The 23,147-nt window shown below is 64.1% G+C and carries 23 protein-coding genes and 1 pseudogene; 19 read left to right on the top strand and 5 right to left on the bottom strand.

Translation table 11 applies throughout. The features are described 5' to 3' along the window. Positions 1–126: 126 nt before the first annotated feature. From CH249_RS11545 to CH249_RS11505, 9 genes are all read left to right on the top strand, one after another. The gene (locus CH249_RS11545) at positions 127–1,620 is read left to right on the top strand and encodes a glycoside hydrolase family 5 protein (protein WP_256988273.1); all 1,494 of its coding nucleotides are present in this window, start codon (positions 127–129) and stop codon (positions 1,618–1,620) included. Positions 1,621–2,046: 426 nt separating this feature from the next. Continuing rightward, the gene (locus tag CH249_RS11540) at positions 2,047–3,180 is read left to right on the top strand and encodes a glycosyltransferase (protein ID WP_094657442.1); all 1,134 of its coding nucleotides are present in this window, start codon (positions 2,047–2,049) and stop codon (positions 3,178–3,180) included. After that, positions 3,177–4,172, top strand: a complete 996-nt coding sequence (locus CH249_RS11535) for a GDP-mannose 4,6-dehydratase (RefSeq protein WP_032396558.1) — start codon at positions 3,177–3,179, stop codon at positions 4,170–4,172. Before CH249_RS11540 ends, CH249_RS11535 begins: the two co-directional genes overlap by 4 nt. After that, positions 4,169–5,143, top strand: coding sequence for a GDP-mannose 4,6-dehydratase (locus CH249_RS11530; protein WP_256980365.1), 975 nt, complete (start codon positions 4,169–4,171; stop codon positions 5,141–5,143). The genes CH249_RS11535 and CH249_RS11530 overlap by 4 nt, the downstream gene beginning before the upstream one ends. Further along, a complete protein-coding gene (locus CH249_RS11525; RefSeq protein ID WP_032396559.1) occupies positions 5,140–5,757 on the top strand; it encodes an acyltransferase in 618 nt (205 codons plus the stop codon). Before CH249_RS11530 ends, CH249_RS11525 begins: the two co-directional genes overlap by 4 nt. Further along, positions 5,757–6,824 carry a glycosyltransferase gene (locus CH249_RS11520; RefSeq protein WP_256988272.1) on the top strand — a complete coding sequence of 356 codons (1,068 nt, stop codon included), beginning with the start codon at positions 5,757–5,759 and terminating at the stop codon, positions 6,822–6,824. Before CH249_RS11525 ends, CH249_RS11520 begins: the two co-directional genes overlap by 1 nt. 30 nt (positions 6,825–6,854) lie before the next feature. Next, positions 6,855–8,015: a lipopolysaccharide biosynthesis protein gene (locus tag CH249_RS11515; protein ID WP_094683448.1), complete on the top strand. Its 1,161-nt coding sequence runs from the start codon at positions 6,855–6,857 to the stop codon at positions 8,013–8,015. Next, on the top strand, positions 8,012–9,121 hold the full coding sequence (locus CH249_RS11510; protein ID WP_094645998.1) for a glycosyltransferase family 4 protein: 1,110 nt from the start codon (positions 8,012–8,014) through the stop codon (positions 9,119–9,121). The genes CH249_RS11515 and CH249_RS11510 overlap by 4 nt, the downstream gene beginning before the upstream one ends. Before the next feature lies 1 nt (position 9,122). Beyond that, positions 9,123–10,157 (top strand): hypothetical protein, encoded by a 1,035-nt coding sequence (locus CH249_RS11505; protein WP_256988271.1) that lies wholly within the window; start codon positions 9,123–9,125, stop codon positions 10,155–10,157. 7 nt (positions 10,158–10,164) lie between these two features. Here CH249_RS11505 and CH249_RS11500 read toward each other — a convergent pair whose 3' ends face one another. From CH249_RS11500 to CH249_RS11490, 3 genes are read right to left on the bottom strand one after another with little or no spacing between them, the layout of a single operon-like run. Beyond that, on the bottom strand, positions 10,165–10,785 hold the full coding sequence (locus CH249_RS11500) for a GntR family transcriptional regulator (protein WP_032396563.1): 621 nt from the start codon (positions 10,783–10,785) through the stop codon (positions 10,165–10,167). Between the two features lie 28 nt (positions 10,786–10,813). Next, positions 10,814–11,758 (bottom strand): pyruvate carboxyltransferase, encoded by a 945-nt coding sequence (locus CH249_RS11495; protein WP_094683447.1) that lies wholly within the window; start codon positions 11,756–11,758, stop codon positions 10,814–10,816. Next, positions 11,758–13,002 carry a CaiB/BaiF CoA-transferase family protein gene (locus CH249_RS11490; RefSeq protein WP_045197130.1) on the bottom strand — a complete coding sequence of 415 codons (1,245 nt, stop codon included), beginning with the start codon at positions 13,000–13,002 and terminating at the stop codon, positions 11,758–11,760. Before CH249_RS11490 ends, CH249_RS11495 begins: the two co-directional genes overlap by 1 nt. Positions 13,003–13,233: 231 nt before the next feature. Here CH249_RS11490 and CH249_RS28735 point away from each other — a divergent pair. The 5 genes and pseudogenes from CH249_RS28735 (at position 13,234) to CH249_RS11465 (ending at position 17,726) form a co-directional block, all read left to right on the top strand. Further along, positions 13,234–14,516: pseudogene (locus CH249_RS28735) on the top strand (2-hydroxycarboxylate transporter family protein). Positions 14,517–14,585: 69 nt separating this feature from the next. Beyond that, entirely contained in the window at positions 14,586–15,248 is a 663-nt protein-coding gene (locus tag CH249_RS11480; protein ID WP_094683527.1) for a TetR/AcrR family transcriptional regulator, read from the top strand. A 93-nt stretch (positions 15,249–15,341) separates the two neighbouring features. Then, positions 15,342–16,496: an NAD(P)/FAD-dependent oxidoreductase gene (locus tag CH249_RS11475; RefSeq protein ID WP_094683446.1), complete on the top strand. Its 1,155-nt coding sequence runs from the start codon at positions 15,342–15,344 to the stop codon at positions 16,494–16,496. A 74-nt stretch (positions 16,497–16,570) separates the two neighbouring features. Continuing rightward, positions 16,571–16,855: a hypothetical protein gene (locus CH249_RS11470; RefSeq protein WP_094683526.1), complete on the top strand. Its 285-nt coding sequence runs from the start codon at positions 16,571–16,573 to the stop codon at positions 16,853–16,855. 85 nt (positions 16,856–16,940) lie between these two features. Beyond that, positions 16,941–17,726: a hypothetical protein gene (locus CH249_RS11465; RefSeq protein ID WP_094683445.1), complete on the top strand. Its 786-nt coding sequence runs from the start codon at positions 16,941–16,943 to the stop codon at positions 17,724–17,726. Between the two features lie 2 nt (positions 17,727–17,728). Here CH249_RS11465 and CH249_RS11460 read toward each other — a convergent pair whose 3' ends face one another. Further along, a complete protein-coding gene (locus CH249_RS11460) occupies positions 17,729–18,136 on the bottom strand; it encodes a hypothetical protein (RefSeq protein ID WP_094683444.1) in 408 nt (135 codons plus the stop codon). A gap of 125 nt (positions 18,137–18,261) precedes the next feature. On the opposite strand from CH249_RS11460, the gene CH249_RS11455 reads away from it, so the two are divergent. Beyond that, entirely contained in the window at positions 18,262–18,705 is a 444-nt protein-coding gene (locus CH249_RS11455) for a VOC family protein (protein ID WP_094646002.1), read from the top strand. A 50-nt stretch (positions 18,706–18,755) separates the two neighbouring features. Here CH249_RS11455 and CH249_RS11450 read toward each other — a convergent pair whose 3' ends face one another. Continuing rightward, positions 18,756–19,136, bottom strand: a complete 381-nt coding sequence (locus tag CH249_RS11450) for a VOC family protein (protein ID WP_094630479.1) — start codon at positions 19,134–19,136, stop codon at positions 18,756–18,758. Positions 19,137–19,425: 289 nt separating this feature from the next. Between CH249_RS11450 and CH249_RS11445 the strand changes: the two genes are divergently transcribed. From CH249_RS11445 to CH249_RS11430, 4 genes are all read left to right on the top strand, one after another. After that, positions 19,426–20,403, top strand: coding sequence for a bile acid:sodium symporter family protein (locus CH249_RS11445; RefSeq protein WP_094683443.1), 978 nt, complete (start codon positions 19,426–19,428; stop codon positions 20,401–20,403). A gap of 172 nt (positions 20,404–20,575) precedes the next feature. After that, a complete protein-coding gene (locus CH249_RS11440; protein WP_094646007.1) occupies positions 20,576–21,556 on the top strand; it encodes an SDR family oxidoreductase in 981 nt (326 codons plus the stop codon). After that, on the top strand, positions 21,553–22,338 hold the full coding sequence (locus tag CH249_RS11435) for an SDR family oxidoreductase (RefSeq protein ID WP_094683442.1): 786 nt from the start codon (positions 21,553–21,555) through the stop codon (positions 22,336–22,338). The genes CH249_RS11440 and CH249_RS11435 overlap by 4 nt, the downstream gene beginning before the upstream one ends. 57 nt (positions 22,339–22,395) lie before the next feature. Further along, entirely contained in the window at positions 22,396–23,112 is a 717-nt protein-coding gene (locus tag CH249_RS11430; RefSeq protein WP_094683441.1) for a TetR family transcriptional regulator, read from the top strand. Positions 23,113–23,147: the final 35 nt, after the last annotated feature.

The raw sequence follows: 23,147 nt of genomic DNA, 5'->3' as shown, positions 1-23,147 counted from the left end.
TTCTTGTGATTTGTACAAAGCTGCGTTCGTAGTGCAATGATTCACCGCACCGGCCCGTCGATTGGTACGGACCCCCTGGTGGAGAGAATGATGATGGTTCACTTTCGCGGTGGCTTTCGCACAATAATGTCAGCGACAACGGTAGTGGTCGTCGCTGTCGGGCTCGCTTTCGGAACGACGTCCGTTCTCCTTTCACCCGACCACCTCGTCGGCTCCCAATCACGTGCCGAGGCGGCCCCGAACCCGCCCGGTGTCGGACTCTCCGACGGCGGCGGACTGCTCTGGGCCACCGACGCCGAACTCGATACGACCGTGCAGTTCGTGACCGCCATGGGCGTGAAGTCGATGCGCATCGCCATCCCGTGGTCGACCGTCGAACCCACCCAGAATCAACTGAACTGGGCGCCCGTCGACCGGGTCGTGAACAAGCTGCGCGCAGCGAACATCTCCATGCTCGGCATCATCGCCTACACCCCGGCCTGGGCGACCTCGCCCGTGAACCAACCCATCAACACCCGACCGGCATCGCCTGCGGCATTCGGCACCTTCGCCGGAAAAGTCGCGGCTCGATACAAGGGCAAGGTGGCCGACTACGAGATCTGGAACGAGCCCAACGGGGCGATGTTCTACGCACCGGAACCCGACCCCGCCGGCTACACCGCGCTGCTCAAGGCCGCGTATCCCAAGATCAAAGCAGCCGACTCGGCCGCCACCGTCGTCGGTGGCGTCCTGGGCGCGGCCGAACAGGCATGGGGAATCATCAACCCCGTCGATTTCACCAACCAGATGTACGCTGCCGGTGCCGCAGGGTATTTCGACGCCCTCTCCTACCACCCGTACCAGTACTCCCTGAAGTTCTCCGAAGGACCGTACGTCGACCACTCACCGGCCCGGCAGGTCATGGACATGCGGACGGCCATGGTCGCCAACGGCGACGGCAGCAAGAAGATCTGGGCCACCGAGTACGGCGTGCCGACATCGGTGGCGTCCGAGGACCAGCAGAGCGCGATGATCACCGACTTCGTCACCAAGTGGCGCGAGCTGCCCTACACCGGCCCGATCTTCCTCTATCAGCTCCGTGACAAGCAGACCGGCAGCAACGACCCGGAGATGACCTTCGGACTGTTGCGCACCGATTGGTCGGCCAAGCCTGCCTTGTGGGCACTGATGAGTCTGTTGCAGAACAACATTCCACGGACCGCCGAGTACAACCGCTTCGCCGCAGCACCCAACAACTTCGGTGCCGTTCTGGGGCCGGTGTTCCCCGTCCGAGACACCTGGGCGCAGTACCGCCAGGATGCTGTCGTGTACGAGATGCCCAACGGATTCGTCGGAGTTCCCCGCGCGGTCGCAGAAGCGGTGCGCTTCACGGGCTTCTTGCCCACCACTCCGTTCAACGGCACCTACCAGGACTTCGACAGCCCCTACGGCCTCAGGGTGTTCTCCACCGCCATCGGCGGCACCCACAACATCGGTGGTGGCATCTTCAGCGCCTGGGATCCCACTCTGGGGCCGGCAACCAGTGACGAGGTGCCGCAGTACGGCGGCGGCGTGCGGGTGACGTTCCAGTACGGCGCGATCACGTGGGCACCGTGGGTCGGCACCACCGTCACTCGTTGAATTCACACACATCTGATCGATAATTCACAAACCGCGCGGACCTTTTCTTTCGATCCGTGCTGCCATTTCTCGGTGACTTCGTTGCGGCCACGTTAACTCTGCGCAAAGGCGCGGTTTCCGTTCTCTGTAAATCTATTTTGCCTTGTGAACCACCTCACTTAGCGCTATCTATTTGTCCCCGAAACGGATATTCATATACAGCGAACGAATGACTCTTCGTGGCAGGATTATGTCCAGTGTTCGCATGTCTCGTCGGGGGACGCCAGCTATTCGACGCTCTTGTTGTGCATCGGCGCACTTCGGGGCGCTATTCGGCGTACGGGAACCCCAGCTCCATTCGAGTACGGACCGACACGATGGGTAGCTCATGAAGACCGATGTTTCTGTGTTGCAGCCGGGTTCACTGCTCCATGACGCGGCGGCAGCATGACCGACCGCCTCCGCGTGGCCATTGCGCACGACTACCTCACCCAGCGCGGCGGTGCCGAGAAGGTCGTCCTGGCCATGGCCCGCGCCTTCCCCGACGCACCCATCTACACCACGCTGTTCGAGCCGTCGACGACGTTCCCCGAGTTCTCCGATCTCGACGTACGCCCGTCGTCCTTGAACCGAATCGGTTTCCTACGCAAGAACCACCGTGCCGCGCTTCCCTTGCTGCCCTTCGCATCCTCCTCGATCGAGATCGACGCCGACGTGGTGCTCACCAGTACCAGCGGTTGGGCACACGGCTTTCACACCTCAGGACGCAAACTCGTCTACTGCTATTCACCTGCTCGTTGGTTGTACGAATCGCAGATGTACCTGGGAGAAAGTCGCAGCCCCGTCAAACGTGTTGCCCTCAAGACGCTTTCGTACCCGCTTCGCCAGTGGGATCGACGGGCGGCCTTCTCGGCAGACCGCTACCTCGCCATCTCCACGGTGGTGCAGCAGCGCATCAGCGACGCCTACGGCATCTCGTCGACCGTCGTACCCGCACCGTTCACCGTCGAGACAGCGCCTGCCGAATCGATACCCGACGCCGCCGCGTGGCTGGGCGCAGACGGCTACTACCTGTGCATCTCCCGCCTGCTTCCGTACAAGAACGTCGACAAGGTGATGGCGGCCTTCGCCGACACCGATCGCAAGCTGATCGTCGTCGGACGCGGCCCGGAGGCCGATCGACTGCGAAAGCTCAAGTCCGACAACGTGCTCATGCTCAGTGACCTGACCTCGGGACAGATGACCTGGCTCTACCAGGGCTGTAACGGTTTGATCGCTGCAAGCTATGAAGATTACGGATTGACCCCCATCGAAGCGGGTCATCACGGCAAGCCCAGCGCAGTGTTGCGCTGGGGCGGCTTCCTCGACACCGTCGACGAGGGCGTGACCGGAGTGTACTTCGATGAGCCCCAGCCGGATTCGATCTCCAACGCGGTCGACGCCCTGGAACGCACTCACTGGGAGCCGTCGAAGATCCAGAACCACATGGAGCAGTTCAGCGAAGAACGCTTCGCAGCCGAGTTGGACGCCGCAGTGACAGACATTCATGCAGGACATATGGAGAGGACGGCGTCGCGATGACCAAGCGCGCACTGATCACCGGCATCACCGGGCAGGACGGCCTGTACCTTGCCGAACTGCTACTGAGCAAGGGCTACAAAGTGTTCGGTCTGCTACGGGGACAGAACAATCCGAAGGCAGCGATGATCGAGCAGGTGCTGCCTCAGGTAGAGGTGTTGCACGGCGACCTTCTCGACCTCTCGGCGCTGATGCGCGCCTTCGCCGTAGCCGACCCCGACGAGGTCTACAACCTCGGAGCCGTCTCCTTCGTGGCGTACTCCTGGGAGAACGCACGTCTCACCACCGACGTCACCGGCGGCGGAGTGCTGAACATGCTCGAATCCACCCGGCTCTACGAGCAGGTAGCGGGCAAGCAGGTTCGCTTCTACCAGGCCTCGAGCTCAGAGATGTTCGGCAAGGTCCAGCAGGTTCCCCAGCGCGAGGAAACACTGCTCTGGCCACGCTCGCCGTACGGCGTCGCCAAGGTCTACGGCCACTACATGACCATCAACTACCGTGAGTCCTACGGCATGCACGCCAGCTCCGGAATTCTGTTCAACCACGAATCACCCCGTCGTGGACCGGAATTCGTCACACGCAAGGTGTCCCAGGCCGTCGCGCGCATCGCACTGGGGCTGCAGAGCGAGCTCTCGCTCGGCAATCTCGACGCAAAGCGCGACTGGGGCTTCGCCGGCGACTACGTCGAAGCCATGTGGTTGATGCTGCAACAGGACGACGCCGACGACTACGTGATCTCCACCGGGGAAACCCACTCGATTCGTGAACTCCTCGACCACGCGTTCGCCGCAGTCGACATCGACGACTGGGAGCCCTACGTCAAGATCGATCCCCGCTTCTTCCGGCCCGCGGAGGTCGACCTCCTCGTCGGCGACTCGGCCAAAGCCCATGCCGCACTCGGTTGGAAGCCGAAAGTCGGCTTCCCAGAATTGGTTACGATGATGGTTCAGAACGACCTCGTCGAACAATCGCCCGACACCGTCAAGATCGCGTGAGTGCCGGACATACCCCGACTGCGCTGATCACCGGAGTGGCCGGCCAGGACGGCAGCTACCTCGCCGATCTGTTGCTCGAGCGCGGTTGGACCCTCCACGGTGTGGCCAAGCCCGGCGGGAACGACGGGACGGTGAACGTCCATGTCGAGCAGCACCGCGTCGATATCAGCAAGCCGGGTGTCGCCCAGGTGCTGATCCACGAAGTGCAGCCCGACTACGTTTTTCACCTCGCCGGGATCTCCTCGGTGTGGCGATCGTGGAACGACCCGGTCCTGACCACTCAGGTCAACGGGCTCTCTGCTGCGGCACTGCTCGATGCCTGCTACACCGAGCAGGAAGCATCGGGTAAACGCATCGTGCTGGTCAACGCATCCAGTGCCGAGATCTTCGCCGGCTCCGGGGTGCCATTGCAGAACGAGGAAACGCGCGTTGCGCCCACCTCCCCCTACGGGGTGTCGAAGGCACTCAGTCACAACATGGTCCAGGTCTACCGAGCCCGAGGACTCGAAGCCACCAACGCCATCCTGTTCAACCACGAGTCGCCCAGGCGACCGGAGACCTTCGTGACCCGCAAGATCACCAAGGCCGCCGTCGCCATCACCCGGGGCACCCTCGACACGCTCGAGCTCGGCAACCTCACCGCGGAACGCGATTGGGGCTGGGCCCCGGACTACGTGGATGCGATCGCCGCCATGGCCGACTACGGCAAGGGCGACGACTTCGTGGTCGCCACCGGTCAGGCCCACAGCGTCGCCGACTTCGTGGCCGCCGCCTTCGCAGCCGTAGGTATCGAGAACTGGCGTGACTACGTGCGCAGCGATTCCGAGATGCTCAGGCCCGCCGACTCGGCAAGAATGGTCGGTGACGCCACCAAAGCCCGTGATCTGTTGGGCTGGGCACCGACGAAGGATTTCGACCAGATCGTCGACGCGATGGTCCAATTCGACATGACCGAGGAGATGGCAGCATGACAGCGGTGGAACGGCCTGTGGGCGAAGCGGAGCCCGAGATCTACGACGTGTCGAACTACAAGATGCAGGACATCACGTTCAAGCGGAAGCTGCGCAACCGTATCGGCACCCTCGGCTTCAACATGATCGTCACCTTCATCCCGTCGCACTGGATTCGGCAGAACTTCCTGCGCGCGTTCGGGGCGACGATCGGCAAGGACGTCTCGATCTTCCGCGGCACCACCGTCCTCGACCCCGAGGGCCTGACCATCGGCGACGCCTGCTCCATCGGATTCCGCTGCATGCTCGACGCCCGCGGCGGAATCACGATCGGCAGTAACGTCGTCATCGCCAGCGATACACACATCATCGCCGGCTACCACGATCACAACTCACCGGAATTCACTCCGATCCTCGAACCCTGCGTCATCAACGACTACGTCTGGATCGCCAGCCGCAGTACCCTTCTCAGCGGGGTGACCCTCGGTCGCGGCGCCGTCGTCGGTGGTTGCTCGATGGTGCGCGGAGACGTCGGCGAACTCGAAGTGGTTGCCGGAGTGCCCGCGAAGGTGCGAGCGATGCGTGACCCTAAGGCACTCGCCTACCGCCCCAAGTATCGGCCGCTGTTCTACTGATGATCCTGCGTGACTGCCGACTCGTCTACGTCGCCCCCCGATCCGGGGTCGGCGGCGTGGGCGACTACGCCGACGACTTCGCCGACGCCGTGCGGCCACACTTCGCCGAGGTGATCGAGTACCGCCACGACGGACCCGGATCTCACTCGGTGCGCGATATCGTGCGACACCGCACAGCGATTCAGGAGCTCGTCGACGCCGATCCGGGCCGTGTCATCGTGCACTGCGAACTCAGCGGCGGCTCGGTGATGCCGTTCTGGGCCACAGCTCGGCTCACCGGGAACCCGATGGTGACCGCGACGGTGCACGACCCACCCGGAATCGTCTGGTGGCCCGCCCGCACCAAGTTCCTCGCGGGCAAGAAGGTCCTCAATCACGGCCTGCACTACCCACTTCGAGCGGCCTGGCGTCGCCTCGAGCGCACCGTGGTGGGCAACCGGACGCTGTTCGCGCTCACCCGTTCCGGTGCCGACTCCCTCGAGCGCAGCTACCCCGAGGTGACGGCCGAGGCCGTGATGCACTTCGTGCCCGAGCGCCCCGACATCACCCCCGCCGAGGATCGTCCCTTGGCCGTCGGCCTGTTCGGATTCGTCTACCGCGGAAAAGGATTCGACCAGCTCCAGCAGCTCCGGGATCGTATGCCGAACGACATCGCCATTCGCATCGCCGGCCGCGGAACCGAACTACTCGACCCCGTCGACGGCGTCGAGATCCTCGGTGAGGTCAACGGACCGGACGAGGACGCCTTCTTCGATTCCATCCGTGCACTCGTGGTGCCCTACGGCAAACGATCCATCTACGGTGACGCCTTCCCCGCCTCCGGTTCGGTCAGTCGCGCCATCGCTTATCAGACCCCGGTAGTGTGCCTTCAGGAAGGCGCACTGTCCGAAACCGACGGCGGTGCACTAGTCGTCGCGGGAGGAACGAACGAGATCGCCGACGCCACCGCAGCCCTCGTCACCGACCGGGCGGCACTGACGAGGCTGCGCCGCGAAGTGGAGACCCTGCGCCGCGCCAACTCCCCCGACATGGTGGCTCAGAACTTCGTGGCTGTGTGGTCCAAATGATGCGGTGGTCCCGATGATGCGGTGGTGCGAATGAACGGCAACCTGATCAAGGCCGGGATCGCGGCCCTGTGGACCTACGGCGGCCGCGGCATCGGCCTGCTGTGGACCGTCGCGCTGATCGCCAAGCTGGGGATCTCCGATTACGGCCAGTACGCGATGGCCTTCGCCCTCGCCGCGATTCTGGCTGCGCCACTGGATCATCCGTTCACCGTGCGCTCGATTCGCGTGACCGAACGCGATTTCCTGGGCGAGCGCACTACCCGCGTACTCGTCGGTGCCGTGCTCGTCGTCGCTGGGCTGTGTCTGGTTCAGGTCAGTTACATCGCCTGGTTCGCCCTCGTCATCGGCGGTGGTGAGCTGGTCTTCAACGCATACAAGAGCAGGGCACTGCGCGACGGCCGTCCCGACCTCACACAACGACTGGACACCACGAGGCAGGCAACGTCCATCGCGCTGGCGACGGCGTACTTGTTCGCCGTCCCCGACCCCACGTTGACAATCGCCAGCCTGCTCTACGCCGCACCGTATTTCGTGATCGCACTGCTCGCAGCCCTGCAGGCCCGGGTAGCCGCGCCGCGCGTTCCCGGCTCGTGGCGCGAGATGTCGATGCTGTTCTCTGAGAACCTCGCCAACGCGGTCTACATCCAAGGCGACGTGCTGCTGCTCGGCTTCCTCACCGATTCCACCATCGCCGGCTACTACTCCGTTGCCGCGGTGACCGCCTGGGCGGTGGCCTTCATCGGACAGGCCTTCGGCAACACATTCCACGAGAAGCTCCGTGCAGCGGACGGACTCGTCAGCGCCGGCCCGGCCTTGAAGCACACCGCGGCTCTCGGCACCGCCGCGGGCTCACTGCTGCTGGTGGCCGGCCTCCTGCTCTTCTTCACGCCCGCGTCGGATCAGGTCGCGGGCGCCCTGGTGGTGATGTCGCTGTTCGTGGTGATGCGGGTGATGAATCACGTGTTCACCACCGTGCTCTACCTCCAGCACCGCGACCGCACGCGAGTGCTGGCGGCCGCAACCCTGGCACCGCTGAAAATGGTCCTCGTCCTGTGTCTGTTCCCGTTCGGTGCCGTCGGCGCAGCCGTCGCCTCGGTGATCACCGACGCCGTACTGCTCGTCTGGTTCATGCGCGCCCTGTACCGCACTGCGGTGAAAGACAATTCGGTGAAAGAAGAGGTGCCGCAATGAGACGCGCGACGTTCCTGCTGTCCAAGGACCCCGTCACCGAACACGGCGGCGACATCGCACTGTCCCGGTTGATGATGCAGCTCGCCCGTGAGGCGTTCGAGGTGCGATCGATCTGCCTGTCCAAGGAGACCGACGTCGTCCCCGACGTGGTGCGCGTCCCCAAGCCGACCGTCGACGTCGCTCTGCTCCTGAAGTCGGTGCGGCCGACGCGCTCGGTGGTACACGGACGCTACGACGTCGACGCCTTCCGCGACGCCATCGACGCATCCACCTCCGATGTGTATGTGGCCGAACACAGTTACATGGCCGAATCGTTCCTCCGCTCGGCCAAGATGGGGTCACCGTTCGCGATCAACACCGTCAACACCGAATCGCAGGTGTGGAAGGTGACCCGTGGACTGATCGGCCGTATCGAGGCACCCCGCATCCTGCGGGACGAGATCCGCGTCGCCCGCGCGGCCCATGCCGTCGGGACCTACGACGCCGACGAGGCCCAGATGTACCGAGACAACGGAGTCCGCGACGCTCGGTGGATCGACCTCACCCTCGAACCCGCGCCGCAACTCGACCTGTCCCAGACCGCGAAGCGCTTGGTGTTCATGGGGACTCGCGATTGGCCACCGAACCAGGAGGCCTTCAAGATCGCGCTCGAATACTGGCCGGCGATCTCGGCGGGAATCGAGGGTGCCGAACTGTGCATCATCGGTGCCAAGGCTCCTGGTGCCAAGGATCCCGTCTACCCCGCCGGCGTTCGCGATCTGGGCTTCGTCGACGATCTGCAGGAATTCCTCGGCACCTGCCGGGCACTGATCGCCCCGGTCGCCACCGGCGGCGGCGTGCGCGTCAAGATCCTCGACGCAGCCAGCAAGGGACTTCCCGTCGTCGGTACCTCGGCGGCCGTCGGATCACTGGATTCGATCTTCGAGCTGCCCACGTTCGACGACAAGGAGCAGTTCGTCGCCGAGTGCCGCCGCTACCTGCTCGACCGCACCGCCGCCGTCAAAGCGGGGGAGCGAATCTACGAGCTGAACACCGCGCGGTGGAACGACCGTGTGCCCCATTCGACCGTCGAAGCACTGATCAGCGCCCCGTTGACGAGCACTTAGGATGACCGCCATGACCTTCCGCTCACGCCTGCTCACCGTTGCCGCAGCCGCCGCGATCGCTGTCGGACTCTCCTCGCCCGTCGCGCAGGCGGCCCCGGCCGACCTGGGCTTCACCGGTGGCGCACCGTTTCTGACGCTCGACGACGCCACGCTGAACAACGAACTCGGTGCCGGACGCGACATCGGTGCCTCGTGGGTACGGGTGGTCGTGAACTGGGCCGCGATCGAGACGGCCCCGGGAGTCTTCGACTGGGGCAACACCGATCGCGTGATCAACGCTGCGAGAGCGCAGGGCTATTCGGTACTGGCCGTGCTGGGCGGAACCCCCGGATGGGCGCAGGGCGGCATCGCCTCACCACTGCCCGGCGCAGTTCCGCTCGATCCCAACACCTTCGGCGCATTCGCCGGCGCAGCCGCTGCACACCTCGGTGATCGCGTGGACCACTACGAGGTGTGGAACGAGCCCAACATCCCCACCTTCTTCGCACCCGTCGATGCAGTCCGCTACACGAACATGCTGCGCGCGGCCTACCCCGCGATCCACAACGCCGACGCCGGAGCCACCGTGCTGAGCGCCGGCCTGGCGACCACCATCAACGCCGGAGCCTGGACCGTCGCGCCGGTGACCTTCCTGCAGCAGATGTACGCCGCCGGAGCAGCCGGATTCATGGACGCCGTCGCCATGCACCCCTACACCTTCCCCTTCACCGTCGAGAACGACCCCAACGGCCAATGGGCACAGGTGGATCAGGCCTACGGCACGATGGCGGCCAACGGAGACGGTGGCAAGAAGATCTGGATCACCGAGCTCGGCGCACCCACCGGCACCGGCGTGGGAGCTGTTCCCGAGGATCTGCAGGCCGCCATCATCGGCTCGAGCCTGGCCAAGGCGTCGTCGCTCCCCTACGTCGGCCCGGTGTTCGTGCACTCCCTGCGGGACTCGGGAACCAGCCTCGCCGACACCGAACAGAACTACGGACTGCTGCGCAGCGACTTCAGCGCCAAGCCGGCCTACGACGTGGTGCGGGGTTCGTAGCGGACGATCAGTCTTCTGCGGTCGCGCTGTGACAGCCGGCGCGAATGTGTGCACGCATGATGGCCTCCACCCACTCGGCGTCCTCGCATTCCAACGCGTCGACGATCTCGAGGTGATGCGCTGCGCTGCGCGAGATCTCCTTGGCGCTGTACTTGCGAAAAGTTCGCGCTGCAACAAGAGGTTTCAGCAACGCGATGGCCATCTCCGCCATTCGCGCGTTCGGACACTTCGACAGCACGGCGGTGTGGAAGGCGTTGTTCAGACGCGCGATCTCCGGCAGGTCCTCGGCCTCGACGACGATGTCGTGCATCCGCTGCGCCGTACGACGTAGCTCCGCCAGTTCCTCGACCGAGAAATGGCCCGTGGCAAGCTTGGCGGCGTGCGGTTCCAGGAGCGACCGAGACGAGTAGATCGCCTCGACCGTCTCGCGGGTGAACTCGGTGACCCTGGCCCCCTTGTTCTTCTCCACCGTGACCACGCCCGTGGTGGCCAGAGTGAGAAGCGCTTCACGCACCGGAGTCCGGCTGACGCCGAGCCGCCCGGCGAGTTCGGCCTCGTTCAGCTTCTCGCCCGGGCTGTACAGACCCGAGACGAGCAGGTCCAGGATCTTGTCGCTCAGCTCGGACACTGTGTGTGCCCGGCCGTCGGAGGTGTTCTCACACGGGCCATTGTGCATCAGCGAGCTGTTGCCTGGTGCCACCTCGGGAGACGAACGAGTACGACGGCGTTCCGGTGAACCTCTCACCGGCCCGCACCATTGCCAGATAGGCATCGAGGTCGATGCCCGTCTCGATGCCGAGCGAATCCAACAGTGCCACCACGTCCTCCATCGGGGCGTTGCCGAGAACGGACGGGGCGCCGGGAAACCACATGTCTCCGCCTAGGCCCCCGAAGGACGCCTCGATCCAATCGGCTCCCGCGGACAGGCTCGCCAACGCGTTGACGGTGCCGAAGCCGTTGCGGTTGTGCAGATGAACCCCCACCGGGATCCCGGGGTGACGGCCCTTGACGCGTCGAACACCGTCGTAGAACTCGTGGGGAGTTTCCACTCCGCTCGTGCCCGCCAGGTACAAGGAGTCCGCTCCGGCATCGACCACGCGCTCGATCACCGCATCGAGTTGGGCAGCGTCGACCGCGCCGCGGCACGGAGCGAAGAAGGCGGTCGCCACCGCCGCGCTGACTTTCTTTCCCGAGCGATGGCCCTGGTCGACGATCGCAGTGAAATCGTGCAGCAACTGCTCGGGCGTCGAATTCTGGTTCTTCGCGGCCATCTCGCGATCGACCGGGATGATCGCGACGATCTCCTCGATCCGGGTATCGCAAGCCCGTTGTGCGCCGCGAACATTGGGTACCAGCGCCTTGTAGTGGACGCCGTCTCGTCGCGGTGCCTGCTCGATGATGCGTTCGGCATCGCTGAACTGCGGCAACACTTTCGGGTGCGCGAAGGACGTGATCTCGACGGTGGTCACACCGGAATCGACGATTCCGTGCAGCAGCTCGAGTTTGTGGTCGGTGTCCACGAACTGCGATACCGCCTGCAGACCGTCTCGTAGGCCGACCTCGACCAATCTCGCGCTCGTGGGCAGCCCGTCGAACACCATCAGATGGTCCCTGCGGCACGGAAGCCGTCGATGGCCTCGCGCGTGAATTCGCCGACGGTGCTGAGGATTTCGTCGGTGTGCTCGCTGAGCTTCGGGCCGGGCCAGCGCACCGACCCGTCGGTTCGACTGAGCCGGGGGAACGTGTTCTGCATCGGCACCTCGCCCAGGGTCGGGTGCGGGGTGGTGATGATGGACTTGCGGGCGATGAACTGCTCGTCGCCCAACATGTCCTCGGGTCGGTAGATCTTGCCGACCGGAACCGAATGCGCGAGCAGCAGCTCTTCGAGCGCACGCGCATCGTGCTCGATGGTGAACTTCCCGACCATCGCATCGAGTTGTTCCTGCCGCTCTCCACGCGCACCGTGCGTGCTGAACTGTGGGTCGGTGGCCAACTCCGGCATACCCATCGCCTCGGCGAGACGTGCGAACACCGTGTTCTGGTTGGCTGCGATCAGGACCCATCCGCCGTCCGCAGTGGGGTAGACGTTGCTGGGCGCGACATTCGGCAGAATGGCACCGCTGCGTTCGCGCTGATAGCCCGAGATGACCCACTCCGGCACAATCGATTCCATGATGCCGAGTACGGCCTCGTAGATGGCCGAATCCACCACTTGTCCACGGCCACTGCGGGTTCGTTCGTACACCGCTCCGAGTGTCCCGATGGCGGCGAACACCGCAGCCAGGGTGTCACCGATCGAGATTCCGACCCGTGACGGCGGCGTCGAGGGATCTCCCACCACGTAGCGCAGTCCGCCCATCGCCTCGCCGATGGAGCCGTAGCCTGCGCGCGAGGAGTACGGGCCGCTCTGACCGAATCCCGAGACCCGAGCCAGAACCAGGCCCGGGTTGTCGGCCGAGAGCGTGTCGTAGTCCATCCCCCACCGCTCCAAGGTTCCCGGGCGAAAATTCTCGACGACGATGTCGGACCGCGAGATCAACGTCCGCGCGATGCCCTGCCCCTCGGGGGTGCGCAGGTCGACCGTCACCGATTTCTTGTTGCGACCGACAACCGACCACCACAGCGATTCGCCCTGCGGACGCGTCCGACCCCATTCACGCAATGGGTCTCCGGTTCCCGGCTGCTCGAGCTTGATCACCTCGGCACCGAGATCGCCGAGAATCTGCCCGCAGAACGGCCCGGCGATCAGCTGACCCATCTCGATGACGCGCAGGCCCTCGAGGGGGCCGGTTGACGCCGGCCGAGGTGTACTCGTCTCATCCGTGGCTCGATCGTCAACAGTCACAGCTTCTCCTCTATTGCATGCAATCAATGTTTCGTTCCCGGCCCTGGCCCAGTTCTACCAGTAATCGGTGCTCTTTTGCATACAATCAGGTTGACGTAGTGATCCGCAACACATACCGTTGCGGCAGCCCGATCCCCTCATCGCGCACCGAGATTTCAGGAGAGTTCGTTGACGTCAACCCGCCCGACCGAATCCGAAGTCGACACCCAGGACGGTGAACGCGCGTCGGACATGAATTCGACCCTCGGTTTGCCGATGCGCTGGTTCGTACCCATGGCGCTGGCGATCGTCGTGCTGGCGTACCTGTTCACCCCCGCGAAGGGAATGACGGCGGGCTTCGCCACCACGATGGCCCTCGGCGGCCTGCTGATGGTGATCGGTAACGCGATCCCGTGGTTCAACCGCATCGGCGGTGGCGTCATCCTCGCCATCCTGGTTCCGGCCGTGCTGTTCAGCTACAACCTGATGCCCGAGCGCACCGCTACGGCGATCGACGACTTCTACACCCTGTCGGCGTTCGGTGAATTCGTCGTCGCCGCATTGATAGTCGGCAGCATCCTCGGAATGGACCGCTCACTGCTGATCAAGGCGGGTTCGCGCATCATCGTGCCGATCGTCGCCACCATCGCGGTGTGTTTCGCTCTGTTCGGATTCATCGGGTATCTCACCGGATACGGCTCGGCAAGATGTTGTTCTACGTCGTCGGGCCAGTTCTCGGTGGAGGCGTTGCGGCAGGGGCCATTCCGATCTCCGAGATCATCGCGCAGAACACCGGCGGAGCCTCGACCGACTACCTGTCGATGCTCGTGCCCGCAGTCGTCGTGGCCAACACCGTCTGCATCGTCGTGGCGGGTGCGCTGGCGTGGCTCGGCAGGCGAAAGCCGAACCTGTTCCCCCGCTTCAACGGCAACGGCGAACTTGCCGTCACGAAGTCGAAGATGATCGTGCCGGTGGGCAGAGCAGTGTCCTCGGCAGACGCCGTTCGCAGCTCCATCATCGGATTGTTCACTGCCGGAATGCTGTTCATGATCGCCGACGCCATGTCGTTCTACCTCCCCTCGATCCACAGCTACGTCTTCCTGATCGTGTTGTGCGCCATCGCGAAAATCTTCCTGCCCATCCCGGACTTCCTGGTCCAGGGTGCGGACATCTGGTACAAACTCGTCGCAAGCGCCTTCATCCCGGCCATCCTGGTGGCAGTGAGCATCGTGGCGATCGACTTCAAGCAGGTGCTGACCCTGCTCAACGATCCCGTGTACATGTTCTCCACCATCGCAGTCGTTTTCGTCGCCCTGTTCGCCGCCGGATTCGTGGGATGGCTGGTACATCTGCACTTCATCGAATCGGCCATCTCGGGCGGACTCGGTCTGGCCGACTTCGGCTCGAGCGGCGACCTGGCCGTACTGGGTGCCGCGAATCGACTGGAACTGCTTCCCTTCCTGTCCATCTCGTCACGCATCGGTGGCGGACTGGTGGTGTTGACTCTGTCGATCCTGGGGCCTCTCGTGCTGTGACGCGGACCTGACCCACCGGCCGATGCCGAGCGGTATGGAACAACGTTCCAGTTGTGGCAGGATCTGGCCATGACGAACACGAAGCCGACATCAGCTCGACGTTCGGATGCCCTGTCGAAAGAGCGCATCGTGACGGTGGCGATCGAGATGCTCGATGAGGGCGGAACCGACGCGTTGACGTTCCGCACGCTGGCCGCACGTTTGTCGACAGGCCCCGGAGCGCTGTACCACCACCTCGGCAACAGAGACGATCTGCTGGCGGCAGCGGCCGAAACCGTCATGGCATCGGCCTTCGAATCATCGTCGGAGAACGGTGCGGCAGAACATGATGTTCGAGGCCTGATGATGAGAGTGTTCGACGTGATCACCACTCGCCCATGGGTGGCAACGCAACTCGCCGCAGCTCCCTGGCAGCCGGCCGTCTTGCATCTGTTCGACCGCATCGGAACCGAACTCGACGCACGCGGAGTTCCGAACGATGCGCAGTTCGACGCCGCGTCCGTCCTTCTGTACCACGCTATCGGGGTTGCGAGTCAGCGCGATGCCGGGAGGGAACTGGCCGCCACGGTGACGGACCGCGCGGCATTTCTCGACTCCACGCGCACAGCAGTGACGGACACCGGCGACTATCCGTTCCTGACTCGGATCGCGTCGCAGTTCGCAAGCCACGACGACCGAGAGCAGTTCCAGGCCGGAGTCGACATCATCCTGGCCGGCATCGACCGAGGTTGAACCGACCGCCAGCCGACACCCCCGCTTGACAAGCTTGGAACAGTGTTCCATTCTTGGTTGGAACGACGTTCCAACCAAGAAGCGGAGACAGTCATGGGTTTATCCATCTCGATCATCGGTGCAGGCCTCGGCGGCCTGGTGCTGGCACGAGTACTGCACGTGCACGGAATCGCCGCCACGGTGTACGAGGCCGACGCCACGCCTGACGTGCGCACCCAGGGCGGGCAGCTCGACATCCACGAGGGGGACGGGCAAGTCGCCCTGGCCGCAGCCGGGCTCACCGAGCAGTTTCGGGCCATCATTCACGAGGGAGGCGAAGCGACTCGCGTACTACGCCCGAACGGCGAGGCTCTGTTCGACGAATCCGACGACGGCACCGGGGGTCGACCGGAGGTGCTGCGCGGCGACCTGCGACGCATTCTGCTCGACTCACTGCCCGCCGACACCGTTCAGTGGGGCCACAAGCTCGCCTCCGTGCGCCCGCTGGGCAATGGGCAACACGACATCGAGTTCGAGAACGGAACAACCACGGTCAGTGATCTACTCGTCGGCGCCGACGGCGCGTGGTCACGAGTCCGATCTCTGCTCTCCGCCGCCGTGCCCGAATATGTGGGCACGGTCTTCATCGAGACCTACCTGCACGACGTCGATGCGCGTCACCCCGCCACCGCCCGGGCAGTCGGTGGTGGTGCAATGTTCGCCGTCAGCCCGGGTAAGGGAGTCACCGTGCACCGAGAGGTCGGCGGCATCCTGCACACCTACGTTCAGCTCAACCGCAGCCCCGAGTGGCTCGACTCGATCGATTTCTCCGACGCCGCTTCCGCCAAAGCAACGATCGCAGCCGAGTTCGACGGGTGGGCAACGGAATTGACGGCGTTGATCACCGACGGGGAGACCGCGCTGGTTCCCCGCAGGATCTTCACGCTGCCCAACGACCACCACTGGGATCACACATCCGGAGTGACACTCCTGGGCGACGCCGCACACCTGATGCCGCCATCCGGCGACGGCGCGAATCTGGCGATGTTCGACGGTGCCGAACTCGCTCGCGCGATCGCCGATCACCGCGGCGACCTCGACACAGCTCTGTCGGTCTTCGAGAAGGCCATGTTCACCCGAAGTGAAGCGGTGGCCGTCCAGGCACACGAAACGCTCGACCTGTGTCTCGGGGAACGATCACCGTTCGGGCTGATCGACCTGATCACCGGCGTCACCACCGGCAGCTCCGGTGATCGCCTCGCGCAGTAGCACATTCGCTCTCCGCCGCGGTGTCGAGTGCGAGGGTGGGACCCGACCGCCTCCATGTCGGTCATGATGTACCGGTGCCGACTACCGATCCGTTCCATGCCCTCGTTCTGATGAACGCAGTGTTCGCCTCTGCCGCATGGAGTCTCGCCAAGCCCTCGTGGCTCGCAGCGATATCACTGGGTGTTGCCTCCATCCTGTGGTTGTTCTTCAACGCCCCCATCGAAGGCGCAGTGTTGTACGTGGTCGACGCGGACAGAGGGTTGACCGAATCCGACTTCCTCACTGTTGCCGGGGTGATCCTGGCTGGGGTGACTGTTGCCAGAGTCCGTCGCGGCCGCCGACCGGACGTCGACTCCTGAGCTGGTACCTCGTCGGTCAGATGTAGTCCTGTAGATGGATGCGCAGTCGAGTACCCGGTGATTGACTCTTCCCGTGAGTCGTCCGATGAGTGTGTCCGTCACCCGAAGTCGCTGGTCGATCGTCGTATTGGCATGCGGCGGGGCGGCGTTGGTGGCCGCGTTCGTACTCGGCCCAGCTGCGTTGCTACGCGGACGCTATCCGCAGTTCCAGGATCGATCCGTCATGAGTGAGCTGCTCGGCCGCGGCTTGGTCGAGTACTGGGGCAGCGGCGTCCGCACCTATCCGCCCGGCTTGGCGGAGATGGTGGACTACTGGTTCGAGTGGCACGCGATCAAGATCGTCATCTCGGTGCTGCTGACCGTGGTTCTGGGTCTGCTCGCGGCGACTCTGTGGCGGCGATCTCTGACGGCAGGCGTAGGTTACATGGTCGCTGCGGCCACTACGACTGTGCTGTCGTTGTTTTCGGTGTTCGTGGCTGTGCTCAACATCCAGTCGACGGTCGCACCCGTGATCGCCCTGCTTCCGATGCTCTCCGCTGACAATGCGGACGGGCGAGCGGCGCAGTCTCTGATCGAGAACGGCGTGCAGAGCGGAGACACCAGGCCGCCTCTGCTCGAGTTGCTCACACAGGTCGAGCACTACAACTGGGCGGTGATCGTCGCTACCGCCGTCGTGATCGCGGTCGTCGGTACCGGCACCGTCATCGCCTACCGACGCCACCGGTCGTCGGACCGTGCTCACCGTCGGATGTTCGTCATCCTCGGATCACTTGGTGCAGTGATGACGATCGCGATGGCGCTGCTGTTCATTGCGGCCGTCGTTGCCGTCGTCGATCCTGGAGCAGCCCTGCTCGGCGCGGTCGGTTTCTGACTCTATTGCCGGCTGCGATCGCGGGCACGGGCACGGAATTGGCCGAGTGCGAGGACGATCAACGCGACCCCCAACAGGGTGAGGGGAATGTGGGCGAGGGGAGCGTAGATGTCGAGTACGACGAGCTGCCACACCACCCACCCGATGGTCACCAGTCCCACACACGCGACGTACACCGCCGCTTCGGACGCATCGACGAGCACCGCGGCCACGCAGATCAACGGCCCGAGGCCGAGAAAGAACAGCACGAACAACCCGGATACGCGGTAGTCCCAGGTGTGCCACGAAGGGAGCATTCCGACGTTCAACCCGAGCGACCGCCCACTGGGGTCGGAGGTCAAGGACAGTCCGTTGAACATCCCGGCTGCACCGAGCACGATCAGCAATGCCACCGTCGAGAGCTTGTTCACGGTCGCGTCATGAGTTGGTCGTCCTTCGGTCGTGGCCGCCGCACCCCGGCGTAGCTGTTGATCCTGCCAGAAGGAGGCCGCTCGGTCTTGTTCTATCCGAGAAAGCACTATGCGAGACTCAGCGTATGAGCATCAAGCTCGAAAACGTCGGCATCGCCGTCCGCGACATCGAAGCCACGATCGACTTCTTCACCGAGCTCGGCCTCACGGTCCTCGGCCGCGACACGGTCAGCGGTGAGTGGGCGGACACCGCCGTCGGTCTCGACGGCAACCACGCCAAGATCGCAGTGCTGCAGACCCCGGACGGCCTCGGCCGTATCGAGCTTTTCGAGTACATCCACCCCGACGCCATCGAGACGACGCCGACGCTGCCCAACGAGATCGGCATGCACCGCATCGCGTTCTCGGTCGACGACATCGACGCCGCTCTGGCGATTGCAGCCCGCCACGGTTACTTACCCCTGCGAGGCGTGGCCGATTACGAGGGCGTCTACAAGCTCACCTACCTCCGCGGGCCGAGCGGCATTCTTCTGATGTTCGCCCAATCGCTTTCGACTCCCGAAAGCTAAGTCACCGCGTTGGCAGCTCGAACAACCGCGTCGAGGGTGGCGATACCGTGTCACACAGGACTGAGTCGTGCTCGCAGCAAACAGAATTCGTTACCTTCAGGATCGGCGAGCACGTGCCACGACTCCTGGCCGGTCTGACCGATGTCCACTCGTCGTGCGCCGAGCGCGAGAAGTCGTTCCAATTCGGCGTCCTGATCCCGATCGGTTGCGCTGACGTCGATATGCAAGCGAGGCTTCGCCTTTTCGGGATTCTCGTTACGACTGAGGATGATGGTCGGCTGCGACCCTCCGAACCCGTCGCGCGCACCGATCTCCACGGAACCGTCGTCCTCCCTGTCCAATACGACGAAGTCCAACACCTCACACCAGAACGTGGCCAAGGCCTCCGGATCGCGACAATCGAGCACGAGTTCACTGATTCGACATGCCATGGCGCGAATCTACACCTGACTCAGGGTCGAAAAGTGCGTTGACGGCCGACCTCCTCCGAACACCTCTGTTCTCATCGGAATTGCCCAGGTATGCGCCCTTGACGGCCGAACACGCTACCGATCCCGCGCCAACCGCGGCAGATCCCGACGGGCGGACAAGAACGACGAGAAGGATGCGCAAGCCGTGGAGCAGGGTCGCAAACTGCGGGAGGAACACAACCCGGAACAGTGAGCTCAGCGAAAGAGCTAGACTTCCCGACGCCGTGCCAACCACCTTTGGAGTCTCCACATGCCCCGGCTGAAGACCGTCAGCGAATTCACCGGCAAGTGGTTCGCCCTGATCGTCGTGGCCGCAGGAGCGCTGGCCCTGATCACTCCCGACACGTTCAGCGGCGGCACACCGGCCGTTCCGTGGCTGCTGTCGATCATCATGCTCGGCATGGGAATGACGTTGCGGCTCTCCGACTTCGCTGTCGTCGCCCGGCGACCGTGGGCACTGTTGCTCGGGGTCGCCGCGCAGTTCATCGCGATGCCGCTCCTCGGACTCGGCATTGCCAACGCACTCGGACTGTCGGCGGCACTGACCGCAGGCATGGTGTTGGTCGGCTCCACACCGGGCGGTACCGCATCCAACGTGATGGTCTATCTGGCCAAAGGCGATACCGCACTGTCGGTGGCGATGACGTCGGTGTCCACCCTGCTCGCACCGATACTCACGCCGCTGCTGGTGCTCTGGCTCGCCGGTGAGTATCTGCCGGTCGACGCCGGTGGACTGTTCGTCTCGATCCTGCAGATCGTGCTGGTACCAGTTGTGCTGGGAGTTGTTCTGCGCCTGCTGTTTCCGGCGATCATCGACCGCATGCTCGACGCCCTGCCGCTCATTTCCGTCGCCGGAATCACCGCCGTTGTCGTCCTCGTGGTGGCCGCCAGCGCCCCGACTTTGCTGTCCATCGGCGCTCTCATCGTCGTGGCCGTGGTTCTGCACAATTCGCTCGGACTCGCGGTGGGGTACGCCATCGGCAAGGCGTGCGGACTCGATGTCGCCAGCCGACGCGCGATCAGCATCGAGGTGGGTATGCAGAACTCCGGCCTGGCCGCAGCACTCGCGTCGGTCCATTTCAGTCCCGCGGCGGCTCTGCCCGCCGCCATCTTCTCCGTGTGGCACAACGTCTCCGGCTCACTTCTGGCCAGCTACTGGTCCAGGCGATCGATCGAACCGCGGCCGGCCGAGCGCACGCCGGAGTCGACACGTATGACGACCGAGTAGAACCCGCACGCTGGATTTCGACACAGAATCCGGTGCAACCGACCGCGCTGAGCGCGGTCGGTTGCACCGGATTTTTCGGTTCTGCTCCGCACCTTCCTTGCGTTATCTGCATTCATTATGCAATATATGCATTATACTCAGTGTCCGCCGAGCTCGACGTCGAGGAGGCCCCATGATCACAGTGACCAGCGCCGCGGGTGGTGTCGGCCGCTTGCTCGTTCGACAGCTCGCTGCGCAGAACGTGCCGGTTCGGGCGGTGGTCAAGAACACGACGCAAGCCGAGACCACGCGCGGGGACGGAGCCATCGAGGTCGTCGTGGGTGATCTCCGATCTCAGGACACGCTCCATACCGCCCTGGCAGGGACCGACGTCCTCTACCACGCTGCACCGACGCAGATCATCGACGAGAAGCCGATCATCGATCACCTGATCGCAGTGGGACCGGCAAGCGGATTGCAGCACATAGTTTTTCATTCCGTGATCCATCCGAACCTGCACCAACTGACGCACCATCACCAGAAGGACATCGCCGAAGGGATGCTGCGCGACTGCGGAATTCCCACCACGGTGCTCAGACCGTCGCACTACATGCAGAACTACTTGGAAGTGTGGGAATTTCTGCAGGCCGGAGTGATGCCCTACCCGGTTTCTCCGGACAGCGTCATGGGCGTTGTCGACGTAGCCGACGTGGCCGAAGCCGCCGCGAACATCCTGATCGACCCATCGCCGCACAAGGGTCGCGTCTACGACCTGTCCACCGTGGAACTCACGCGTCACGAGATGGCAGAGATCTGGTCCGATGTGCTCGGCCACAAGGTGACTGCTCTTCGAATCCCGCCGTCGTCGCTGACGAACTCACTGACGGTGCTGCCTGCGCTTGCCCCGGTCATCGGACATGCGTTGGTCTCGACCAAACTGAAATCCATCGGCCACCTCGTTCGTGGTGCCAAGGCTGCGTCCAACCCGCGTGACATGAAGAACTGGCCCGCCGACGCTCGCACGGCGTACCGAACGATGATGACCCACTACGACGGCTACGGCCTACCGGCAGGAGACCTGAAGGTTCTTCCGACGCTGCTCGGCCGTGCTCCCACATCGTACGAACAGTTCGCACGGCGTTCGGCCGCTGAGCTCGGGCGGTCGGACCGATGATCCGCCGAGGGCCCCACTACCGTCCCGGCCGGTCGTTGGTCACCGGCGCGAGTTCCGGAATCGGTGCCGAATTCGCCCGAGCGCTGGCGGCACGAGGATCCGATCTCGTACTCGTCGCACGACGAGAAGAGCGACTGACCGCTCTCGCGGAGGAGCTCGAGCAGAAGCACGGAATCCGTTGCCGCACAGTGGCCTGGGACCTGTCGGAAAAGTCGAGCGGACGCCGACTGCGTGAGCTGGTGCCCGAGCGGGTCGATCTCGTCGTCAACAATGCAGGGTTCGCCGTACAGGGACCGTTCGCAGACGGCGATGCCGACGACTTCGAGCGCCTCGTCGCCGTAGACATTCGCGGGGTCGTCGACATCTGTTCGGCGTTCCTGCCGGACATGATCGACCGCAGGGACGGGACCATCGTCAACGTGGCCAGCACGACTGCGTTCCAGCCCGTTCCGTCGCTCGCGGTGTATGCGGCCGCCAAAGCATTCGTTCTGAGCTTCAGCCAGTCCCTGTGGTACGAGTCTGCCAAGAACGGAGTCAGGGTGTTCGCACTCAATCCCGGGCCGACCCGCACCGAATTCTTCGATGTCATCGGAGACTCCGCCGCAGCGACCGGTACCTACCAAACACCGAACGAAGTCGTGGACACTGCCATGCGCGCACTCGACGCCAGAAGATCTCGGCCGCAGGTGATCTCGGGCCGACGAAATACCGCTCAGGCCATCGCGGCGGGTCTGGTCCCCGCGCGAATTCTGTTGCCCGCCCTCGCGCGCATGCTTCACTAGTACGGTTCCGAACGCGGCGTTCTCCCGACTCCCCCACCGAAATGTAGTGTCACGAACATGGCCAGGGTCTCCAGATTCACACTCGCCGATCGGCAGGAAGCGGTCGCGCGCGCCTTCGGCGGTGCCGAAAGCCCAGCGAGCGTGGCGACCTCGCTGGGTATCCACACCACCACGCTCTATCGCTGGGCCGGATCGTCGACCACCGACGAGCCCGGGCCCGCAGCGGCCCGACTGATCGAGGCCACCCAGGAGCTGTTGCGTCACGCCGACTACTCGGACATCACGATCGAAAGCGTTGCTGCCCGATGCGGTCTCGCACCGAGAACGGCGTTCCACCACTTCCCCACCAAACGTGAGCTGTTCCAAGCGGCGGTCGACGACGCCGCCACCGTACTGATCGGCCGCATTCACGAGGGCTCGATCGCCGCGACGTGGCCCGACTCGCCCCTCGAGCAACTGCAGACGTTTCTACACATCGCGGCAGCGAGCATCTACGACACCCCGCGTACCCATGTGCTGTTCCGCAATCTCGGAGTACCGAGATCCGAGGGCTCGGCAGAACGCTGGCACGACAGCTTCGTCGATGCGATCGCACAACTACTGAGGGCCGCGGCGGAAGCACGACAGATCCGCGGCGACACGGACATCGTCGCGACCGCGCACCTCCTCACCGGCGCCATGCGAGGGATTCACACAGCAGTATTCGAGGGCACGGACGCTGCCACCGCATTGAGCCTCGTCGACAGGGTTCACTTGTTGGTCCCACCTCGCTGACATCAAGTACGAGTCGAATACCTGAGCACAACAAC

Source organism: Rhodococcus sp. 05-2255-3B1, assembly GCF_002258545.1.
GTDB lineage: Bacteria > Actinomycetota > Actinomycetes > Mycobacteriales > Mycobacteriaceae > Rhodococcoides.
Note: the sequence above shows the minus strand (reverse complement) of the source record. Positions and strands in the feature narration are given on the sequence as shown.

Bases quoted from the DNA above. Each gene is read 5' to 3' on its own strand.
- CH249_RS11545 (WP_256988273.1), top strand. From the start codon at position 127: ATGTCAGCGACAACGGTAGTGGTCGTCGCTGTCGGGCTCGCTTTCGGA.
- CH249_RS11495 (WP_094683447.1), bottom strand. From the start codon at position 11,758: ATGGTGTTCGACGGGCTGCCCACGAGCGCGAGATTGGTCGAGGTCGGC.
- CH249_RS11505 (WP_256988271.1), top strand. From the start codon at position 9,123: ATGACCGCCATGACCTTCCGCTCACGCCTGCTCACCGTTGCCGCAGCC.
- CH249_RS11540 (WP_094657442.1), top strand. From the start codon at position 2,047: ATGACCGACCGCCTCCGCGTGGCCATTGCGCACGACTACCTCACCCAG.
- CH249_RS11525 (WP_032396559.1), top strand. From the start codon at position 5,140: ATGACAGCGGTGGAACGGCCTGTGGGCGAAGCGGAGCCCGAGATCTAC.
- CH249_RS11520 (WP_256988272.1), top strand. From the start codon at position 5,757: ATGATCCTGCGTGACTGCCGACTCGTCTACGTCGCCCCCCGATCCGGG.
- CH249_RS11480 (WP_094683527.1), top strand. From the start codon at position 14,586: ATGACGAACACGAAGCCGACATCAGCTCGACGTTCGGATGCCCTGTCG.
- CH249_RS11515 (WP_094683448.1), top strand. From the start codon at position 6,855: ATGAACGGCAACCTGATCAAGGCCGGGATCGCGGCCCTGTGGACCTAC.
- CH249_RS11475 (WP_094683446.1), top strand. From the start codon at position 15,342: ATGGGTTTATCCATCTCGATCATCGGTGCAGGCCTCGGCGGCCTGGTG.
- CH249_RS11535 (WP_032396558.1), top strand. From the start codon at position 3,177: ATGACCAAGCGCGCACTGATCACCGGCATCACCGGGCAGGACGGCCTG.
- CH249_RS11510 (WP_094645998.1), top strand. From the start codon at position 8,012: ATGAGACGCGCGACGTTCCTGCTGTCCAAGGACCCCGTCACCGAACAC.
- CH249_RS11455 (WP_094646002.1), top strand. From the start codon at position 18,262: ATGAGCATCAAGCTCGAAAACGTCGGCATCGCCGTCCGCGACATCGAA.
- CH249_RS11430 (WP_094683441.1), top strand. From the start codon at position 22,396: ATGGCCAGGGTCTCCAGATTCACACTCGCCGATCGGCAGGAAGCGGTC.
- CH249_RS11445 (WP_094683443.1), top strand. From the start codon at position 19,426: ATGCCCCGGCTGAAGACCGTCAGCGAATTCACCGGCAAGTGGTTCGCC.
- CH249_RS11440 (WP_094646007.1), top strand. From the start codon at position 20,576: ATGATCACAGTGACCAGCGCCGCGGGTGGTGTCGGCCGCTTGCTCGTT.
- CH249_RS11465 (WP_094683445.1), top strand. From the start codon at position 16,941: ATGAGTGTGTCCGTCACCCGAAGTCGCTGGTCGATCGTCGTATTGGCA.
- CH249_RS11450 (WP_094630479.1), bottom strand. From the start codon at position 19,136: ATGGCATGTCGAATCAGTGAACTCGTGCTCGATTGTCGCGATCCGGAG.
- CH249_RS11435 (WP_094683442.1), top strand. From the start codon at position 21,553: ATGATCCGCCGAGGGCCCCACTACCGTCCCGGCCGGTCGTTGGTCACC.